Consider the following 17,761-nt stretch of genomic DNA (forward strand, 5'->3'; position numbering starts at 1 on the left):
TTGGGGAGTCGCGAATTATTTTAATAAATTATGTGCCTCATTGACAAGTTTTTCAAAGTCGAACGTATGAGGGAGAACTTCTTCAGGATTTACACTAACTAAATGGAATAGAAATTCTATATTACCTTCACCGCCAGTAATAGGTGAATAAGAAACATTTTTTAATTGGAAGCCTTGGCTTTCGGCAAAATTTGCTATATCGTTGAGCACATCTATATGCACTGCCTTATCTCTCACTACGCCCTTTTTACCAACTCGATCTTTTCCAGCTTCAAACTGAGGCTTAACTAAAGCAATCACATCTCCGTTTGGAACTATGATTGTCTTTAAAGTTGGGAAGATAAGCTTAAGGGATATAAAAGAAACATCGATAGATGCAAACGACGGTAAGCCTTCTTGGAAATCAGCAGGCGTAGAATAACGGAAATTTGTTTTTTCCATTACCGTTACACGTGGATCCTGCCTGATTTTCCAAGCCAATTGGTTACTACCGACATCTAATGCGTAAGCATGTGTCACTCCATTTTGAAGTCCACAGTCTGTGAATCCTCCAGTCGATGAACCAATGTCTAACATAATTTTATCCTTAATCACTAGATCAAACTGTTCTATTGCTTTTTCTAGCTTTAAACCACCACGGCTGACATATTTTAAAACCTGTCCCTTCACCGTTAATACAGAAGAGACCTCTATTTTTTCTCCCGGCTTATCTATTCTTTCTTCATTCTTGTAGATAAGCCCAGCCATAATAGCACGTTTAGCTTTTTCTCTCGTTTCAAACAACCCTTGTTCTACTAAGAGTATATCTACTCTCTCTTTTGGTATCTTACTCATGAGGAGATATACCTTGGGCTTTCTTTTAAAGTAGATTTTACTAAATCGACTATGCTATCGCTTGTAATATTAATTTCTTCGAGTAATTGATTAACATCTCCATGTTCAATAAACATATCAGGAATACCAATTCTTTTAACATTAGCTTGTAAATTTTGCTCGTTATAATATTCCAATACAGCACTTCCAAATCCACCTTGTAAGGCGCTTTCTTCAACTGTAATAATAGGCATATTACGAGAGTGAATATCTTTAAGCATTGCTTCATCAAGTGGTTTGATAAAACGAGCATTTACTACTTCTACAGAGATATTTAATTTACTTAGCTCGTCCGCTGCCTTTAATGCCATTGGAATAGTAGTTCCAAATGTTAGAATCACAGCTTGACTACCTTCTTTTAGTACTTCCCAAGACCCGATTGGAATAGGAGTTAGCTCTTCGTCCATTGGGACGCCAAGTCCGTTACCACGAGGGTAGCGAAGGGCAATTGGGCCATCAGAATAGTCAAAAGCAGTTTTTACCATATGTTGTCCTTCATTTTCATCCTTTGGCATCATGATCACCATATTAGGCATATGTCGAAGGAAGGAAATGTCAAATACTCCTTGATGTGTTTCTCCATCTGCACCTACGAGGCCAGAACGGTCAATACCAATTACTACATTTAACTTTTGACGGCAAATGTCGTGTAAAACTTGATCATATGCTCGTTGAAGGAATGTAGAATAGATGACTAATAACGGTTTCATCCCTTCAGCAGCCATTCCTGCTGCCATTGTAGTGGCGTGCTGCTCTGCTATCCCCACATCGAACATTCGATCCGGGAATTCTGATGCAAACCCTTCCAATTTAGAACCAACCGGCATAGCTGGAGTAATCGCGACAATACGACTATCTTCACGAGCTAATCTTCTTGCAGTTTCTGCTACTAGTGCACTCCAAGAAGGTGCTTTAGAAGCAGATTTCACAAAGTCACCTGTCTCCATTTTATAAGGACCTGTTCCATGCCAAGTACCTATTTTATCTTGTTCAGCCGGTTTAAAGCCTTTTCCTTTTTTCGTAATTACATGAATAAGGACTGGGCCCTTCATTTTTTTCGCGTTTTTCAAATTTTCTTCTAGGTCTTCAAAGCTATGTCCATCAATTGGTCCAAGGTACGTGAAGCCTAGTTCTTCAAAAAATGCTCCAGAAACTAGTAGATACTTTAACGAATCTTTTAAGCGTTCTGCAGTGCCTGCCAGTTTACCGCCAACTGCTGGAATTTTTTTCAGCAAGGATTCAATTTCATCCTTAGCCTTGTTATACGTTCCATGAGTACGTAATTTACCCAATACATTATGCAATGCTCCTACGTTTGGAGCAATCGACATCTCATTATCGTTTAGAATGACAATCATGTCTGTTTTTTCATGACCGATATGATTCAATGCTTCAAGAGCCATACCACCTGTGAGAGCCCCATCACCAATAATAGGAATCACAAAATTTTTCTTCTTTTGAATATCACGAGCTTTTGCCATTCCCATGGCGGCAGAAAGTGAAGTAGAGCTATGCCCTGCCTCCCATACATCGTGCTCGCTTTCGATCATTTTAGGAAATCCACATAGGCCTTTAAATTGGCGTAGCGTATCGAATTGATCTGCACGGCCAGTTAAGATTTTGTGAACGTATGCCTGGTGTCCAACATCCCAAAGAAATTTATCGTCTGGACTATTAAACGCTTTATGCAGTGCCACAGTTAATTCAACTACACCTAGGTTAGGTCCAATATGTCCACCTGTAACTGATAACTTTTCTATTAAAAACGATCGAATATCTTCACTTAAGTCCTTTAATTGTTCATTGTCTAAACGTTTTAAAAAGGATGGACTAGAAATTGAAGTTAAATCCATTGCCATCACTCACCTTCTTTTAGATTTCCTTTAATAAAGCTAGGTATAATCATATCAATATTTGCTTATAAAACAAAATTATACGCTATTTATTTTGATCTTTTTGTTATGTAGTCGGCTAATTCTACTAAAAGTCCCTTGTTTAGTGTTACAGGATGTAACGCCTCAATGGCCAAGTTATATTGCTTCTGTAATTGTTTCTTAGCACCAGCCAAAGTTAAAATAGACGGATACGTATTTTTTTCACTTAAAATATCTTTTCCAGCAGTTTTACCTAATTGCTCAGAAGTACCCTCAACGTCTAGAATATCATCTTGGATTTGAAAAGCTAGTCCAATATGGATGGAATATTGATGGAGTGCTTTCATAATATCTTCGTTTGCATTGGCAATTATTCCGCCCGCTAAAATACTATAAGATAATAATGCTCCAGTTTTGTTCAGATGTACCTCTTCCAACTCTTCTAAAGAAAGTATCTTACCTTCTCCAAGCATATCTAAAACTTGTCCGCCTACCATACCTTCCGCTCCTGATGCCATACTTAATTGATCAATCAAGCGAACTTTTTGGCTCGGCTCCAAGTCTTTGAGTCTAGCTATAATACCGAATGCTAGTGTTACTAAGGCATCCCCTGCAAGAATTGCTAAAGCTTCGCCAAAAACCTTATGGTTCGTAGGCTTACCTCTGCGTAAATCATCGTTGTCCATGCTAGGTAAGTCATCATGTATTAAAGAATAGGTATGAATCATTTCTATAGTACTGGCAACTTTTATAGCTTCTACATTTTCCACTCCAAGTTCTTGCAACACTGCAAGCGTGTATAACGGTCTAATTCTCTTACCGCCTGCTTTAAGAGAGTAAAGCATAGCTTCTTTTAATTCAGGTGGAGCTTTAATTTCATTTATAATTGACTCAAGCTGGAGTTCTATAGGTGGAAGGTTGGTTTCAATAAATGTTTGTAAGTTACTCATCATTTTGCCCTACCTCTTCTTTATTTTCCCCCATAAAGGAAACTAACTGTTTTTCAGCGCTTTGTAATTTATCACTGCAAAGTTTAGATAGCTCCATCCCTTTTTGGTAGAGCTCGATTGCATTTTCAAGCGGGACATCCCCTTGCTCTAGCTGACGAACAATTTGTTCTAATTGGAGCATTGCTTCATCAAATGGAATCTCTTTTTTTGCCATGCTATTTTACCCCCTCTTTACTCACTGCTTGTTGAACTATAGCATCTATTTGACCATCAGGTAATGTGACAGCAATTGTATCACCTTTTTGAACTTCATTTATCGACTTGATTAATTGGCCATCCTTATAAGTAATACTATAGCCACGGTCCATAATTTTTAGAGGATTTAGAGCCTCTAAGGTTCTTAATGACCCAGTAAATTGTTGACGATTTTTTTCGAAAACAGCAATCATCGCTTGGTTCAGTTGATTTGTACTTGTTTCCAATTGTTTAGATTGTAATGTGATCAACCTTTGTGGTGAAAGCTGTTTGAATCGATTATCTAACTGAGAAAAGTTGCGCACTTTGTCACCAAATAATCGATTAACCTCTCGATGCAGCTGCTGTTCCGTTCGAATATACCTCTCTATAAAGGGACGATATAATTTTTCAGGAGTTGCCATGACTGGTGAGGTGATTGCTCTTTGGTATCTGTTTTTTTCATCCGTCAGTCTTTTAGTAATAAAGTGAAGACTTGCAGACTGGTAAGATAGAATGTTCTTCATAAGATTTTCTTTGCTTGGGACAGCCATTTCTGCAGCTGCTGTCGGTGTTGGTGCCCTTAAATCAGATACAAAGTCAGCAATAGTTGTATCTGTTTCATGTCCCACTGCACTAATGATAGGAACACTGCTTTCTGCTATTGCCCGAGCAACAATTTCCTCGTTAAATGCCCATAAGTCCTCTATCGATCCTCCACCTCTACCAACGATTAATACATCAATACTTCCTAGGGTATTAGCTTGTTTAATGGATTTTACTATAGAAGGGGCTGCTTGAGGGCCTTGGACGATACTAGGGAAAACAATAACCTCACTAATTGGGTAACGTCTTTCGAGCGTAGTCAAAATATCTCGAATCGCTGCACCTGTCTTCGATGTGACTACTCCAATTTTTTTAGGAAATGCAGGCAGTTGTTTTTTCCTATTTGGATGAAAAAGTCCTTCTTGTTCTAGCTTCTTCTTTAGCTGTTCAAAGGCTAAAAAAAGCTCGCCAATACCATCTGGCTGTATAGAAGAGGCATATAACTGATATTGTCCTGCTGCCTCAAATACATTAATGTCCCCTCGAACTAGCACATTCATACCACTCTCAGGTCTAAATTTAATGCTACGAGCGTTCATAGCAAACATAACTGAGGTAAGACGAGCAGATTCGTCTTTTAAAGTGAAATAAATGTGACCACTAGAGTGAACCTTTACATTTGAAAGTTCTCCTTTTACGTAAACATCTCGCAAATGAGTATCCGCATCAAATTTTCTTTTTATGTATTTAGTTAAGGCTTTTACAGTTAAATATGTTTGAGACATCCGATCAACTCCCAAGACTGTTGACAAGGTAAAAGCTGTTCTCTTGTAGAACAGCTTTTACCTTATTTATCTAGTGTATTCTCTGCTGCAAGGCATGTATTTTCCATTAACATTGCAATAGTCATTGGACCTACACCACCAGGAACAGGGGTGATTTTAGAAGCAATTTCTTTAGCAGAAGCAAAATCTACGTCGCCACACAGTTTATTGTCTTCATCACGGTGAATCCCAACATCTATTACAACCGCACCTTCTTTTAAGTGACTAGCATTGATCATTTTCGGCTGACCAGTTGCTACTACTAAAATATCTGCTTGTTTTGTAAAGCTATGTAAGTCTTTTGTTTTCGAGTGGCAGTAGGTTACTGTAGCGTTCTTTTGTAAAAGGAGCTGACCCATTGGTTTTCCAACGATATTACTTCTCCCAATAACTACAGCGTGCTTCCCTTCTAATGCTATATCGCTATATTCTAAAAGTTTCATTACACCAAAGGGCGTACAGGATAAGAAAGTAGGCTGGCCAATGAGCATCTTACCAACATTTACTGGATGAAAACCATCTACATCTTTTAATGGAGATATAGCTGCAATTACTCTATCCTCATTTATTTGTTTTGGTAGTGGTAATTGAACTAGAATACCGTGTATCTTATCATCGTCGTTTAGCTTGTTAACGTGACTTAATAGTTCTTCTTCGGATATGTTTTCTTCTAGTTCTATCATAACAGAATACATACCGAGTCTTTCGCACGTTCGTGTTTTACTATTCACATAGGTTTGAGAAGCTGGATCACTCCCAACTAATACAACCGCTAATCCTGGTGTAATACCTTTTGATTTTAGATTTTCCACACGTTCTTTCACTTTTTCAGTTACTTTTCCAGCTATTTCTTTCCCATTAATAAGATTATCTGCCACTATAAACGCCCCTTAATGTCGAAATTTATTGATCTGTATATTTAGATAAAACTCCATTCACAAATCGGCTAGATTTTTCATCGCCATAAATTTTACATATTTCCAATGCTTCATTTATAACTACTTTTGCCGGTGCCTCGTTTGCATATAGTAGTTCATAAACTGCGATTCGAAGAACTGTTCTTTCTATTTTAGGTAATCTGGAAAGCGACCAGTTTTCTAGCTTGTCTGTTAAAGAGGTATCAATTTCATCTTTATGCTCAATTGTCCCTTTTACTAAATCAGTTAAAAAAGGGTCATTTTCTTCTGTAACATGCCCTATCGCTTCTTGTATTGTTATTTCATGATTGTCTAGCTGAAATAGTGCTTGTAATGCTAGCTCTCTTGCTTGTCTACGTTTCATTATTAGTTCTCCTTTAAATGTAGCTATCTTACCCATAATATCATATTTTTTTGCAGAGTGCTTATTAGAAAGTAGAAAATAAGAAAAAGAGCCCCAATTGGAGCTCTTTTCTCATGATTCAACCGTTTCAAATTGTACGCCTGTAATATGAACGTTTACTTCGGTTGGAACTAAGCTAGTCATATTTTCAATAGCCTGACGAATTTGAGACTGCACTTCTCTTGCTACATTAGGAACGGATATACCGTATTTCACAAGGCAATATACATCAATATACAGACCGTCATTTGTGATTTCAGTCTTAATGCCCTTACCATGCACTTTTTTTCCTAATCGCTCTACTACGCCTGCTGCAAAGTTACCGCGTGTACCTGCAATACCTTCTACTTCAGTTGTAGCAATTCCAGCAATTACCGTTATAACCTCTGGAGCAATTTCAATTGTCCCTAGGTTTTCTTTCCCATCAGGAGTCATTTGAACAAATTTTTGTTCGGTTGTTTCTGTCATATGGATCACTCCTTTTATGAATTCATCACATCGTATCTCTCTAAAAACTTAGTATCGAAATCTCCAGAGACAAATACCTCATGATTCATGAGCTTTTCATGGAAGCCAATAGTGGTATCGACACCTTCAATGGCGAATTCACTAAGCGCACGTTTCATCTTAGCAATCGCCTCTTCTCTTGTCTCACCAAAAGTAATAAGTTTAGCCACCATAGAATCATAAAATGGAGGAATTGTATAACCAGGATATACTGCTGAATCTACTCGAACTCCAAGTCCGCCTGGTGGTAAATAGAATTCAACAAGTCCCGGAGAAGGCATGAAGTTTTTATCTGGGTTTTCCGCATTAATACGACATTCTATTGCCCATCCATTAAGTTTAATATCTTTTTGCTCAAATGGCAATTTTTCTCCGGCTGCAACTTTCAACATTTGTTTAATTAAGTCAATACCAGTAATCATCTCTGTCACTGGATGCTCAACTTGAATACGAGTATTCATCTCCATAAAGTAGAACTTTTGGTTAATATGATCAAAAATAAACTCTACTGTTCCAGCACTTTCATAACCAACAGCTAATGCTGCCTTTACTGCCGCGTCGCCCATTTCGGCACGCATAGCTTCTGATAAAGCTGGTGATGGAGCTTCTTCCACTAGCTTTTGCATACGTCTTTGGATTGAGCAGTCTCTTTCACCCAAATGTACTGCATTACCATAAGAGTCAGCTAATACTTGAATTTCTACATGACGAAATACTTCAATATATTTTTCGAGATAAACGCCAGGATTACCAAATGCTGCAGCAGCTTCTTTTTGGGTAACTTTTATCCCTTTGATTAAATCAGCTTCGTCTTTTGCTACTCGGATACCTTTACCACCACCGCCAGCAGTTGCTTTAATGATAACCGGAAATCCAATTTCATTTGCTACCTTAAGTGCATCCTCTTCCGTTTTAACGATACCCTTAGAGCCAGGAACTGTAGGAACTCCAGCCTTTTGCATAGTTTCCTTTGCTACATCCTTTATACCCATGCTTTTGATGGCCTGAGATGTAGGACCGATAAACTTAATATCACATTCCTCACATAGCTCAGCGAATTCTGCATTTTCCGCTAGAAAACCATAACCAGGATGTATTCCTTCACAGCCCGTTAACTTGGCAACGCTGATAATATTTGAAAAGTTTAAATAGGAATCCTTCGATAATCTAGGCCCTATACAATAAGCTTCATCTGCCAGTTGCACATGTAAAGCCTCTCGATCCGCTTCAGAATATACAGCAACAGTTTCAATATCTAGCTCCTTGCATGCTCTAATAATACGTACAGCTATTTCACCACGATTGGCAATTAACACTTTTTTCATGATGCTTACCCCTTTCCTTATTTAATTCATATTTTTAAGCTTTAACTAAGAATAGAGGTTGACCGTATTCTACTAATTGACCGTCTTTAACAAGAATTTCAACGATTTCTCCATCTACTTCTGCTTCAATTTCATTGAACAGTTTCATCGCTTCTACTATACAAACAATTGAATCTGCAGTAACCTTGCTGCCGACCTCAACGTATGCAGGAGAATCTGGTGATGAAGATTGATAGAATGTCCCAACCATTGGAGAAGTAATTTTATGTAAAGAGCTATTTTCCTCTTCAACTGGAGCTTGTTTTGTTACAGAGCTTTCTACAGCCGCTGCTTTTGGAGATTCCTCTACAGCTGGTGTCTGAACTTCTTGTACTTTAGGAAGTTCCCCTACCGAAGAGCTTTCTATCGTTTGAACAGTAGATTTATGAGAGTTTTTATCCCCTCTTTTAATTTTAATTTTTGTCCCCTCTGTTTCGTATGAAAATTCATCTAGTGTAGATTGATCGATCAGTTTAATAATTTCTCTGATTTCTTGGATTTTCAATTATCCCATCTCCTTTTAGTTGCATTTTAATACTTCCTTATTCATTTTAGTCGTTTTTAAGGTAATTGAAAATAGAAACGTGCAAATGTTCTTAACTTTTAGGGAATAAAAATCTTATATAATCCAATAATTGTATTTTATGCAGTAGCTTTAAGATAGTAAAATGTTCCACTTTTTTATCTTTTTATTTCAAAATAAGCTTTGTTAAAGTGAATGGTTGATTTTGGCTAACAATTCTTTTTATTGTGACTGTAAACATAAAAAAAGAATATTCAAGTGGCTATTTAGAACATAAATAGATGATGAAATTTAAGTTGGTTACAGTTTTTTCAGCTTTGTTTATGCGAGTAAATTAATTAGCACTTTATCGATGCTAAAGCTGTTCCCATTTATTGATTGCAGCGCCAGACGGCGACTCCAGCGGGAGGAGGGAGACAGATAAGACATCACAACCACGCGCGTCAGCGATGGGTGGTGGCTTATCGCTCCCCCCGCGGAAAGCGTCCGACTGGTGCGGAAATCAATTCTACTCTCTGCTTTAGGATTTCTTTGCATTAAAAAAGGACTATTCATATACAACAATTCCGCGTTATAACTAATTGAAAACAAAAGAAAAAGTGCCCTTTAAAGGCACTTTTGTTATAGTCCGTCAAATTTCACTTCGACATTGTATGCTTGAGGGTATTCTCGCTTTACTGCGTATATAATAGCATCAGCCTTTTTGGAAGATTGTTCATTTGAAACTACATCGATCAGCACTTTGTTTTGGTCAATACGAACAAGTGCATCGTCATATCCTAATGATTTTATAATTAGCTCCAACATCGCTTCTGTAGAGTTTATCTTTACTAATTGTTCAATTTCGTTGTATGCTTCATTTTTTTCTTCAGGAGAGAAATCATTTGAAGCGACCTTAGATTCTAATTGCTCATGTAACTGTGAACGTTTTTCCTGCACTTCCATACGTAATTCTTCATATTGATTACTGTGAGAAACAAACGATTCTTCATTTGTTGAGGATGTTTCTACCAATTTCACATCATCAACTGAGTCATTAGAAAATAGGGCTATTCCATCAAAAGGGGATGGCTTTTCTGTTGCATAATACACCGTCACTACTGCCACTAAGCTTAGTAAAGTTAAAAACCATACGGATCTTTTTTTAATGTTCATATCATTTATCCTCCAATTCCATTTCTTCTATTACTATTCGATGTGGAGATATTTGCAATACAGATGAAAGGGTTTTAATAAGATTATTTTTTATACGTTTATCGCTCGCTCCTTCCGCAACTACCAGTATTCCAATCAGTTCTTCTTTTTCCATCTTGCTGTCACTTGTCCATTGGAAAAATGATAAATCACTTTCCGTTTTATTTTCAGCTCGTTCTGCGTAATGAAAGTAAATAGATACTTTTCCAACCCCATGGATTTTTTCCAATATAGCGGAAAGCTCATCTTTTGTGTGAACCTCTGGTGGGCTAGTGTTTTTATTTACATCATCCGTCAGTCCGAAAATCTCTGAAAATAAGAGACTAATAACCAAAACCGCTAAACTTATTATTACAAAACGAAAAGTGGGTTTTTTTTTTAATGAGATAGTGTTCACCCTTCTTTTCATATTGGATAACATACTTTATGCAGGACAATCTATTTATATGAAGAAAAAGGAGATAATCCATGAGATTATAGAAAGTTTTATAAGAAAGCTCGTCTTCTCCTTGTCCAAATGATCAATTAGAATAGATAGAATCTCTCCGATTATGACAATCATTAAAATCCCATATAGTAATGTAGAGAAGTTAAACATTATCCCTTCACACCTATCAATAATTTGGCGAAAAGCATGATTAATATCACTGTAAAGAAAAAGGCAAAGGCTATTAATACGGAAATGATAGAAAGTACAAATAGCGTTTTTCCAATATCGTCTAATAGACCACTAATTTGTCCATCTACAAAAGGCTCAAGAATAGCACTTAGAAATCGATAGAGAAAAGCAATCAGGATCGTTTGAATAGTTGGAATAGAAATTAGAACTAGAATTGATATCAAAACAGAATTCCCAGTGACAGCAGCAGCAGTAGATGAGTAGCTTTTCATCGTACTAATACTCTCTGTAAGCAAGGAACCGACAAAGGGAATATTATTGGAGATTAATCTCTTTACTGTTTCGTTTACAGCACCACTTACTGACCAGGTTACTACACCGTTTACGGTTATAAACAGACTATATAATACGAGAATAATAGAGGTAGCCCCAACTAAAGTCATTCGTATTAGGTCAGACATTCGAGAAAAAGATATAGAAGGTTGAATTCTAGTCATAAGATCGAATATAAAGGCTGACAATAAGGCTGGAATCATAATCTTGTCTGCCACAATACTAGTAAAAGAGGCGAAGAGCATTACAACTGGATTCCATAAAGTTATAAGAAAAGCGCCACCCGAAAGTGCTATTCCAGCAGTTAATACTGGATAGACTCCTATAAACACATTAACGAGTTCACCTGTTACTACTTGAATCATCTTTACAGAGCGAAAAGCTGGCTCTAAGCAATAAAAACAAATAATAAGAATAAACAATAACTTAAATAATCGCTTGCTACTGGGAATAAGCCATTCTAAACACATAAATACAAAACCGAACAGGAGAATATAAACAAACGTTTGCAGTACTTCTTTCGCGGGTTGCAAGATTGTTGCAATTAATTCTTCCATTACTGCTCATTCCTTCAAGAGAGTAGTCCCATAAATGAAAAAAAATTTTGATAGAATGGTTCCATATGCTGAATCCATACAACAAGTAATATTGCCTTGGTCGTAATTGTAATTAGTGAGGCTAAACTAGTATATTCATAGTCTTCCAGTAACTCTTCTATTATTTGTGAGATAAATAAAAGGATTACTGAAAATAATAGCAATTTCACAATAGGCAGAATTGCGGCCGGTACGTTTGAAATATACTGGTTTATAAAAGGAATAATGACCGAAGTGGAGAGGTAGGTTAAAAAAAGAAAAATATAAATAGTATAAATTAGGGAATGAAATTTGGGGTAGGTTTCTTTAACTAACTGCAACAAGCAAAATGCAACAATGATAGTAATATAGACAATCATTTGTTAACTCGTCATAACAAGCCATTCTAAAAATGAGGAAATTTCATAAAAGAACAGCCGCAGCAAACGTAGTAACTCAATAGTCATGTAAATATACCCCACAAAAAACAAGAAGAATGCAAACTCTTTTTTTCCAGTCGATTCAAAAAACAAGTGAAGAATTGCTATCAATAAGCCTATACCCGCAACTCGAAGTACATCGTGAAGTTCCACAATGCCTCCCCCTTCCCTATTACGTACTATATGTTGGACAGGTGGAGAATATGAACATACGGTTTGAAATTTACGAGTAATTGAGTGGCTATTTTCACTAGAAATATTGACTGACCTATATCCTTCAAGGGAGTGTTTAGTGAGTTTCAACTAATTTGTTCTGGTTGATGATTACTCTAGTGATTCAGGTTTGCAGGATGCTACTGTGCCATTTTCGATTTTTCCTTGCATGCCCAAAAAAAAAGACATCAAGAGGTTTCCCTCTTGATGTCTTTAAAAAGTCTCTTAAGCTCTTGAAACGTATGAACCTTCATCTGTATTAATAATTAGCTTGTCACCAACATTAATAAATAGAGGTACTGTTACAACTAAACCAGTTTCTAATTTAGCAGTTTTAGATCCACCACCAGAAGTATCGCCTTTGATCCCTGGTTCTGTTTCAATAACTTCTAGTGTTACTGATTTTGGTAACTCTACTCCAAGTGTTTCTCCTTGGTATTGGATTACTTGTAATTCCATGTTTTCACGTAGGAATTTTAGTTCATATTCGATTTGGTTTTCATTAAGCTCTAATTGCTCGTATGAATCTGTATCCATGAATACATGTTGATCTCCACTTGCATAAAGATATTGCATTTTTTTGTTATCAATTTGTGCTTTTTCTACTTTTTCACCAGCACGGAATGTTTTTTCGTTCACAGAGCCGTTACGTAAGTTTCTAAGTTTTGAACGAACAAACGCTGCCCCTTTACCAGGCTTTACGTGTTGGAAATCAAGAACACGGTAAAGAACACCATCTACTAAAATTGTTAAACCTGTTTTAAAATCATTTACTGAAATCATTTATTTCCCTCCAAATTACGATAATATAAGTAGCTCTTTCGTCGAATGTGTTAACTTCTCTAATCCATTCTCCGTAACTAGTGCGTCATCTTCTATGCGCACCCCACCGATGTTCGGCAGATAAATTCCCGGTTCAATTGTTATAACCATTCCTGGCTCTAAAACAATGTCTGATCGGAAGGATAAACCAGGTCCTTCATGTACCTCAAGACCAATACCATGACCAAGTGAATGACCAAATGCCTCACCATATCCTTTTGACGCAATATAGTCTCGTGCAATAGCATCCGCTTCTTTACCTGTCATTCCTGGTTGAACCTTTTCAAGAGCTAATAATTGAGCATCTAAAACTACTTGATAAATTTCTTTTAGTTTTTCACTCGGCTCTCCTACTGCAACTGTACGAGTAGTATCAGAAATATAACCGTTGTAAAGTGCTCCGAAATCTAATGTTACAAAATCGCCAACTTCAATTACTTTATCTGTTGCTACACCATGTGGCAATGCAGAACGCGTACCTGAAGCTACTATTGTATCAAAAGAAGAGGAGGTAGCGCCACGTTTACGCATAAAGAATTCTAGTTCATTCGAGACTTGAAGTTCTGTCATGCCGGGTTTTATGTAAGTCACGATATGCTCATATGCCTCATCTGCAATACGACAAGCTGCCTTTATTATACTAATCTCTTCGTCCGTCTTTATCAAGCGAATTTTTTCTACTACACCTGATAGAGGTACTAAATCTGCTGAAACAGCTTGTTTATATAATTCGTATACACCATATGTTACGTCATCTTTTTCAAAGCCAAGTGATTTAATACCCATTTCGTTTACTTGGTGGGAAATTTCCTCTATCAACGTTTTAGTATGTTGAACTATACGGAAATCCTTAATTTGACTAGCAGCTTGTTCTGTATATCTGAAGTCTGTAATAAAAACTGCATCATTTTTAGAAACTATGGCTACACCCGCTGTCCCAGTGAATCCGGTAATATACCGACGGCTGTAATCATTTGTTATTAATAATGCGTCAACGCCTCTTTCTTCTAATGCTAAACGCAGCTTTTCTAATTTCATCAATTTCCCTCTCCCCATATTCAAAATAAACACTATAGTCTATTTTATCATAGTAAAGAAGGGTGGTAAATTTTCATTTTCTGATGGGCTGATCCTTAGAATGAAAAATAGCTGACTCCATTAGAAAACGCATTCCAATAACTACAATACAAATAAATGGTATGGATAGTTTCTTCATCGTTTTAAGCACTGTAGGGGCATCGATAATTAACCACTCAACAACAAATGCTAAAAGTATCCCAAAAATAAGACTAGATATAGCAATCGGTACTTTGGCAGTTAAAATACTTATATAATAAATAACTATACTAATAGCCCAAATAACTAGAAATAAAACCAACCATCGTAAGTACACATTGGTATCCTCAAACATCTCGAAGGATTTTGAAAAACCTACTGGATTCCATTTAATAAAACTGAATAAGTGTAAAAATTTAAGTAACGCAGTAATGCCAATAGCCGCAGCCAAACTGGTTAATACCGATAAACTTTTCATTTCTGCTCTCCTCCTTTTAGAGACAGTTTGTACCTTTTCTTGTTTTACTAAACAAATAGCTAGAACATTTCTTCAAAAGAGGTTACGTAACATTAAGCGTCATGAAAGCGGGTAGAAAGTTCTCATCCAAAAATCATTCTCGGAAGTTCTACCGCTTTGTATAATTTTGGGGTTCTCTTTCAAATTTCAGTAGTTGTTTTTCGTTACAGCAGTTGCTTTCCGGGCACTGCTCCAATCTCCTCGTCGCTTTGCTCCTAATAAGGCCCCCTGTTCCCGCAAGAGTCGCCGTCTCCACAACTAGAATGAGGAGAATTCCAAATAGCTGCCTTAAAAAGAAAAAACGCGAAATCATGATACTGATTTCACATTTTTTAACTTATTGACTAGTTATGTCCCAGTCTTTTGAAAGGAACAAGTTTTGTTTACAAACATTGTTAATTCCTCACAAAACATCAATTAACTCTCGTATTGAATAAATAACGATATCTGGTATAGGTAAATTAGGAATTTCACTAGTCTTCGTGCCAGTTTCTTTTTGCCACTTGTGTTTATATAACTCTAAAAAAATTGGGTCTTTATTTCTTTCAAAAGGGGAACTATTTTGTAATTGTTTTGGAAGATCACGATAAATGAAAACTGATTTAATATTTATTTGAGCTGCTAAATACACATCATGATCAATTCTATCTCCTACGTGAGCAACCACCTTCCCTTTCTTCATTAAAGACTCAATAATCTTAATATTTGGCTTGGCACAATGTCCTTTTTCCGGAGTAATAAAATAATCAAATAAACCACTCAATTGCAAATGCTCAACTACAGGAAGTTGATACTTTGCATGACCATTCGTTATAACCGCAAGTCTATATCCACTTTTTTTCAACTGATTTAATATTTCTATAACATTTGTTTCCAGTAGTTTAATTTTTGGAGATACTGAATGCTTTTTTACAAGTTCCTCGATATTAACTTCACAATCAATCCCGCTACCATGGAGAAATTCTACTAATATATTATCCCAGTCATATGCTTCCACACTTTTATTTTGTTTCATACGGTTGATATGTTCAGAAAACATTGCATTTTTCACTTCTATCTTTCTCTTCGCCGCAGTTGATACTATCTCCTCGATTTCAGGGAAAACCCATTCTACAAATGGATTTTGCATAAGTGTCCCATCAAGATCAAAGGTAATCCATCGTTCATTCATTACTTCATCGCTCCTGACGTCAAACCATCTATAAACAATCTAGAGGCAAAAATAAATGCTAATAATAAGGGTAATGATGAGATTGTCAATCCTGAAAATAGCAGATTCCACTCTGTATCATACTCACCGAAAAGGGTTAACATTCCGATTGGAATAGTTCTAAGTTCATCAGTTTTAATAAAAATTAAGGGATAAAAAAAGTCATTCCAAACATTTACTAAATTAACAATTCCCACTATTGCTATTGATGGCTTCATTAATGGTAAAACAATTTTGTAGTATACTTGAAAATCATTACATCCATCTAATCTCGCAGATTGTTCTAAATCTTTAGGGAGGGTTTTAAAGAAACCGTAAAACAAAAATACAGCAAAAGGAATCCCACCAGCCACATAAACAGCAATTAATGAATAATGGGTATCTAATAATCCAAAATCTCTCATAATCAAATAAAGTGGAATAATCGCAAGTTTCATAGGTAACATTAGACCAATCATAAAAAAGAACAGAATAAATGCATTCCACTTGAACGAATATCTGGACAAATAAAAGGCAGCTAAGGACGACACAAAAATCACTATGAATACAGAAGCTGAACTAACAAGGATACTATTCCATATGTAATCTGAAAAATTAACTTTTTCCCAAACAATTTGATAATTTTCAAATGATAGCTTTTTTGGTAAACCCAGAGGAGATGTGAAAATTTCAAGTTTAGATTTAAAGGATGAACTAATCATTAAAAAAATAGGATAAGCAATAATAAAAGTCATTATAATTAAAATAAAATACTTTAATAACTGTACATACCATTTTGTCCTCATGCCTTCTCCCTCCTACCTCTCAAAGTCTTTTCGCTTGAAATAAAACATTAGGATAGCTGTTGAACAAGCAATGATTAAAAATAGTACAACTGCAATTGCAGAACCTAAACCTATTGATTGTCCTCCATCAGCTGACCCGAATGCTAACCGGTAAAAATATGTACCTAAAACATCCGTAGAATAATATGGTCCGCCTGAAGAGCCTTGCAATGCAAAAATGAGTTCAAAAGTTTCGAAGCTACCTATAAATGTTAAAACAGCCATAGTCATGATTGCAGTCATTGTCATTGGAATCGTTACTTTAAAAATTAATTTTAAGCCCGAAGCGCCATCTATTTTGGCAGCTTCAAAAATTTCTTTATCTATAGTTTGTAAACTTGCTAAAAAAATCAACATAGAGAAACCAATACCAGCCCAGCTACTAATAAGAATAATTGTAATAAGAGCTGTATTTGTACTACCTAACCAAGGCTGTGCTAAAAAGTCCAACCCTACCGCCTTTAACATTACGTTTAATGCTCCGGATGTTGGATTAAGTATTAAGTTAAATAAAAAACCAATCACGATTACTGAAAGAAGTTTCGGAAGGAAGAAAATGGTCTTGAAAAATTCCTTTCCTTTTAGCCTACTATTAATAATTAAAGCTAAGATATATGCAATTACTAATTCAGAAAATACATTGACTATAAAGAATATCCAATTATGTTTAAATGCATTATAAAAAGTTTCTTTAAAGGGTGATTCGGTAAATATCAAAATAAAGTTATCAATTCCAATAAAGGTATCCCGATTGAAGCCATTCCATGAATAAAAGCTGTTTATTACAGCCGTAATAAGTGGATAAAGCTGAAATATTCCATATAATAAGACCGCAGGTAATAGAAATAAATGAACAAGATGTTTTTTAAAATTAAAATTTTTCTTGAATTTCCTATTAGCAGCACCCATAGATTTCGAAGGCTTAATTTCTACCATTTTATCC

20 protein-coding genes are annotated in these 17,761 nt (G+C 36.1%); all 20 read right to left on the reverse strand.

The window, feature by feature from the left end:
• Positions 1-15 precede the first annotated feature (15 nt).
• The 20 genes from NSQ95_RS10595 to NSQ95_RS10690 all read right to left on the reverse strand — a co-directional run bounded on the left by NSQ95_RS10595 (position 16) and on the right by NSQ95_RS10690 (position 17,754).
• A complete protein-coding gene (locus tag NSQ95_RS10595; protein WP_340883276.1) occupies positions 16-834 on the reverse strand; it encodes a TlyA family RNA methyltransferase in 819 nt (272 codons plus the stop codon).
• On the reverse strand, positions 831-2,726 hold the full coding sequence (gene dxs, locus NSQ95_RS10600; RefSeq protein WP_340885955.1) for a 1-deoxy-D-xylulose-5-phosphate synthase: 1,896 nt from the start codon (positions 2,724-2,726) through the stop codon (positions 831-833). The genes NSQ95_RS10595 and dxs overlap by 4 nt, the downstream gene beginning before the upstream one ends.
• 89 nt (positions 2,727-2,815) lie before the next feature.
• Entirely contained in the window at positions 2,816-3,700 is an 885-nt protein-coding gene (locus tag NSQ95_RS10605; RefSeq protein WP_340883275.1) for a polyprenyl synthetase family protein, read from the reverse strand.
• Positions 3,690-3,911 carry an exodeoxyribonuclease VII small subunit gene (xseB, locus tag NSQ95_RS10610; protein ID WP_169358139.1) on the reverse strand — a complete coding sequence of 74 codons (222 nt, stop codon included), beginning with the start codon at positions 3,909-3,911 and terminating at the stop codon, positions 3,690-3,692. Before xseB ends, NSQ95_RS10605 begins: the two co-directional genes overlap by 11 nt.
• Before the next feature lies 1 nt (position 3,912).
• The gene (gene xseA / locus NSQ95_RS10615) at positions 3,913-5,262 is read right to left on the reverse strand and encodes an exodeoxyribonuclease VII large subunit (protein ID WP_340883274.1); all 1,350 of its coding nucleotides are present in this window, start codon (positions 5,260-5,262) and stop codon (positions 3,913-3,915) included.
• A gap of 62 nt (positions 5,263-5,324) precedes the next feature.
• Positions 5,325-6,179, reverse strand: coding sequence for a bifunctional methylenetetrahydrofolate dehydrogenase/methenyltetrahydrofolate cyclohydrolase FolD (gene folD / locus NSQ95_RS10620; protein WP_340883273.1), 855 nt, complete (start codon positions 6,177-6,179; stop codon positions 5,325-5,327).
• Between the two features lie 25 nt (positions 6,180-6,204).
• Positions 6,205-6,582: a transcription antitermination factor NusB gene (gene nusB / locus NSQ95_RS10625; RefSeq protein ID WP_169358136.1), complete on the reverse strand. Its 378-nt coding sequence runs from the start codon at positions 6,580-6,582 to the stop codon at positions 6,205-6,207.
• Between the two features lie 111 nt (positions 6,583-6,693).
• Complete coding sequence (locus NSQ95_RS10630) at positions 6,694-7,089, reverse strand: Asp23/Gls24 family envelope stress response protein (RefSeq protein WP_169358135.1); 396 nt, start codon at positions 7,087-7,089, stop codon at positions 6,694-6,696.
• Positions 7,090-7,103: 14 nt separating this feature from the next.
• Positions 7,104-8,456, reverse strand: a complete 1,353-nt coding sequence (accC, locus tag NSQ95_RS10635) for an acetyl-CoA carboxylase biotin carboxylase subunit (protein WP_340885953.1) — start codon at positions 8,454-8,456, stop codon at positions 7,104-7,106.
• Positions 8,457-8,487: 31 nt separating this feature from the next.
• Complete coding sequence (gene accB / locus NSQ95_RS10640; RefSeq protein WP_340883272.1) at positions 8,488-8,997, reverse strand: acetyl-CoA carboxylase biotin carboxyl carrier protein; 510 nt, start codon at positions 8,995-8,997, stop codon at positions 8,488-8,490.
• 639 nt (positions 8,998-9,636) lie between these two features.
• The gene (locus tag NSQ95_RS10645; protein WP_169358133.1) at positions 9,637-10,170 is read right to left on the reverse strand and encodes a SpoIIIAH-like family protein; all 534 of its coding nucleotides are present in this window, start codon (positions 10,168-10,170) and stop codon (positions 9,637-9,639) included.
• 1 nt (position 10,171) lies between these two features.
• Positions 10,172-10,606, reverse strand: a complete 435-nt coding sequence (locus NSQ95_RS10650; RefSeq protein WP_340883271.1) for a hypothetical protein — start codon at positions 10,604-10,606, stop codon at positions 10,172-10,174.
• 200 nt (positions 10,607-10,806) lie between these two features.
• Positions 10,807-11,718 (reverse strand): stage III sporulation protein AE, encoded by a 912-nt coding sequence (locus tag NSQ95_RS10655; RefSeq protein ID WP_169358131.1) that lies wholly within the window; start codon positions 11,716-11,718, stop codon positions 10,807-10,809.
• A gap of 401 nt (positions 11,719-12,119) precedes the next feature.
• A complete protein-coding gene (locus NSQ95_RS10660; protein ID WP_144536004.1) occupies positions 12,120-12,329 on the reverse strand; it encodes a SpoIIIAC/SpoIIIAD family protein in 210 nt (69 codons plus the stop codon).
• Positions 12,330-12,614: 285 nt separating this feature from the next.
• The gene (efp, locus tag NSQ95_RS10665; RefSeq protein ID WP_340883270.1) at positions 12,615-13,172 is read right to left on the reverse strand and encodes an elongation factor P; all 558 of its coding nucleotides are present in this window, start codon (positions 13,170-13,172) and stop codon (positions 12,615-12,617) included.
• A 15-nt stretch (positions 13,173-13,187) separates the two neighbouring features.
• Positions 13,188-14,252 carry an aminopeptidase P family protein gene (locus NSQ95_RS10670; protein ID WP_340883269.1) on the reverse strand — a complete coding sequence of 355 codons (1,065 nt, stop codon included), beginning with the start codon at positions 14,250-14,252 and terminating at the stop codon, positions 13,188-13,190.
• 70 nt (positions 14,253-14,322) lie between these two features.
• Complete coding sequence (locus NSQ95_RS10675) at positions 14,323-14,745, reverse strand: DNA helicase (protein WP_340883268.1); 423 nt, start codon at positions 14,743-14,745, stop codon at positions 14,323-14,325.
• 442 nt (positions 14,746-15,187) lie between these two features.
• Positions 15,188-15,955, reverse strand: a complete 768-nt coding sequence (locus NSQ95_RS10680; RefSeq protein ID WP_340883267.1) for an HAD family hydrolase — start codon at positions 15,953-15,955, stop codon at positions 15,188-15,190.
• Positions 15,955-16,779, reverse strand: a complete 825-nt coding sequence (locus tag NSQ95_RS10685; protein ID WP_340883266.1) for a carbohydrate ABC transporter permease — start codon at positions 16,777-16,779, stop codon at positions 15,955-15,957. The genes NSQ95_RS10680 and NSQ95_RS10685 overlap by 1 nt, the downstream gene beginning before the upstream one ends.
• 12 nt (positions 16,780-16,791) lie before the next feature.
• A complete protein-coding gene (locus NSQ95_RS10690; protein ID WP_340883265.1) occupies positions 16,792-17,754 on the reverse strand; it encodes a sugar ABC transporter permease in 963 nt (320 codons plus the stop codon).
• Between the last annotated feature and the right edge of the window lie 7 nt (positions 17,755-17,761).

The sequence above is a fragment of the Psychrobacillus sp. FSL W7-1457 genome, from assembly GCF_038593405.1.
Lineage (GTDB): Bacteria > Bacillota > Bacilli > Bacillales_A > Planococcaceae > Psychrobacillus.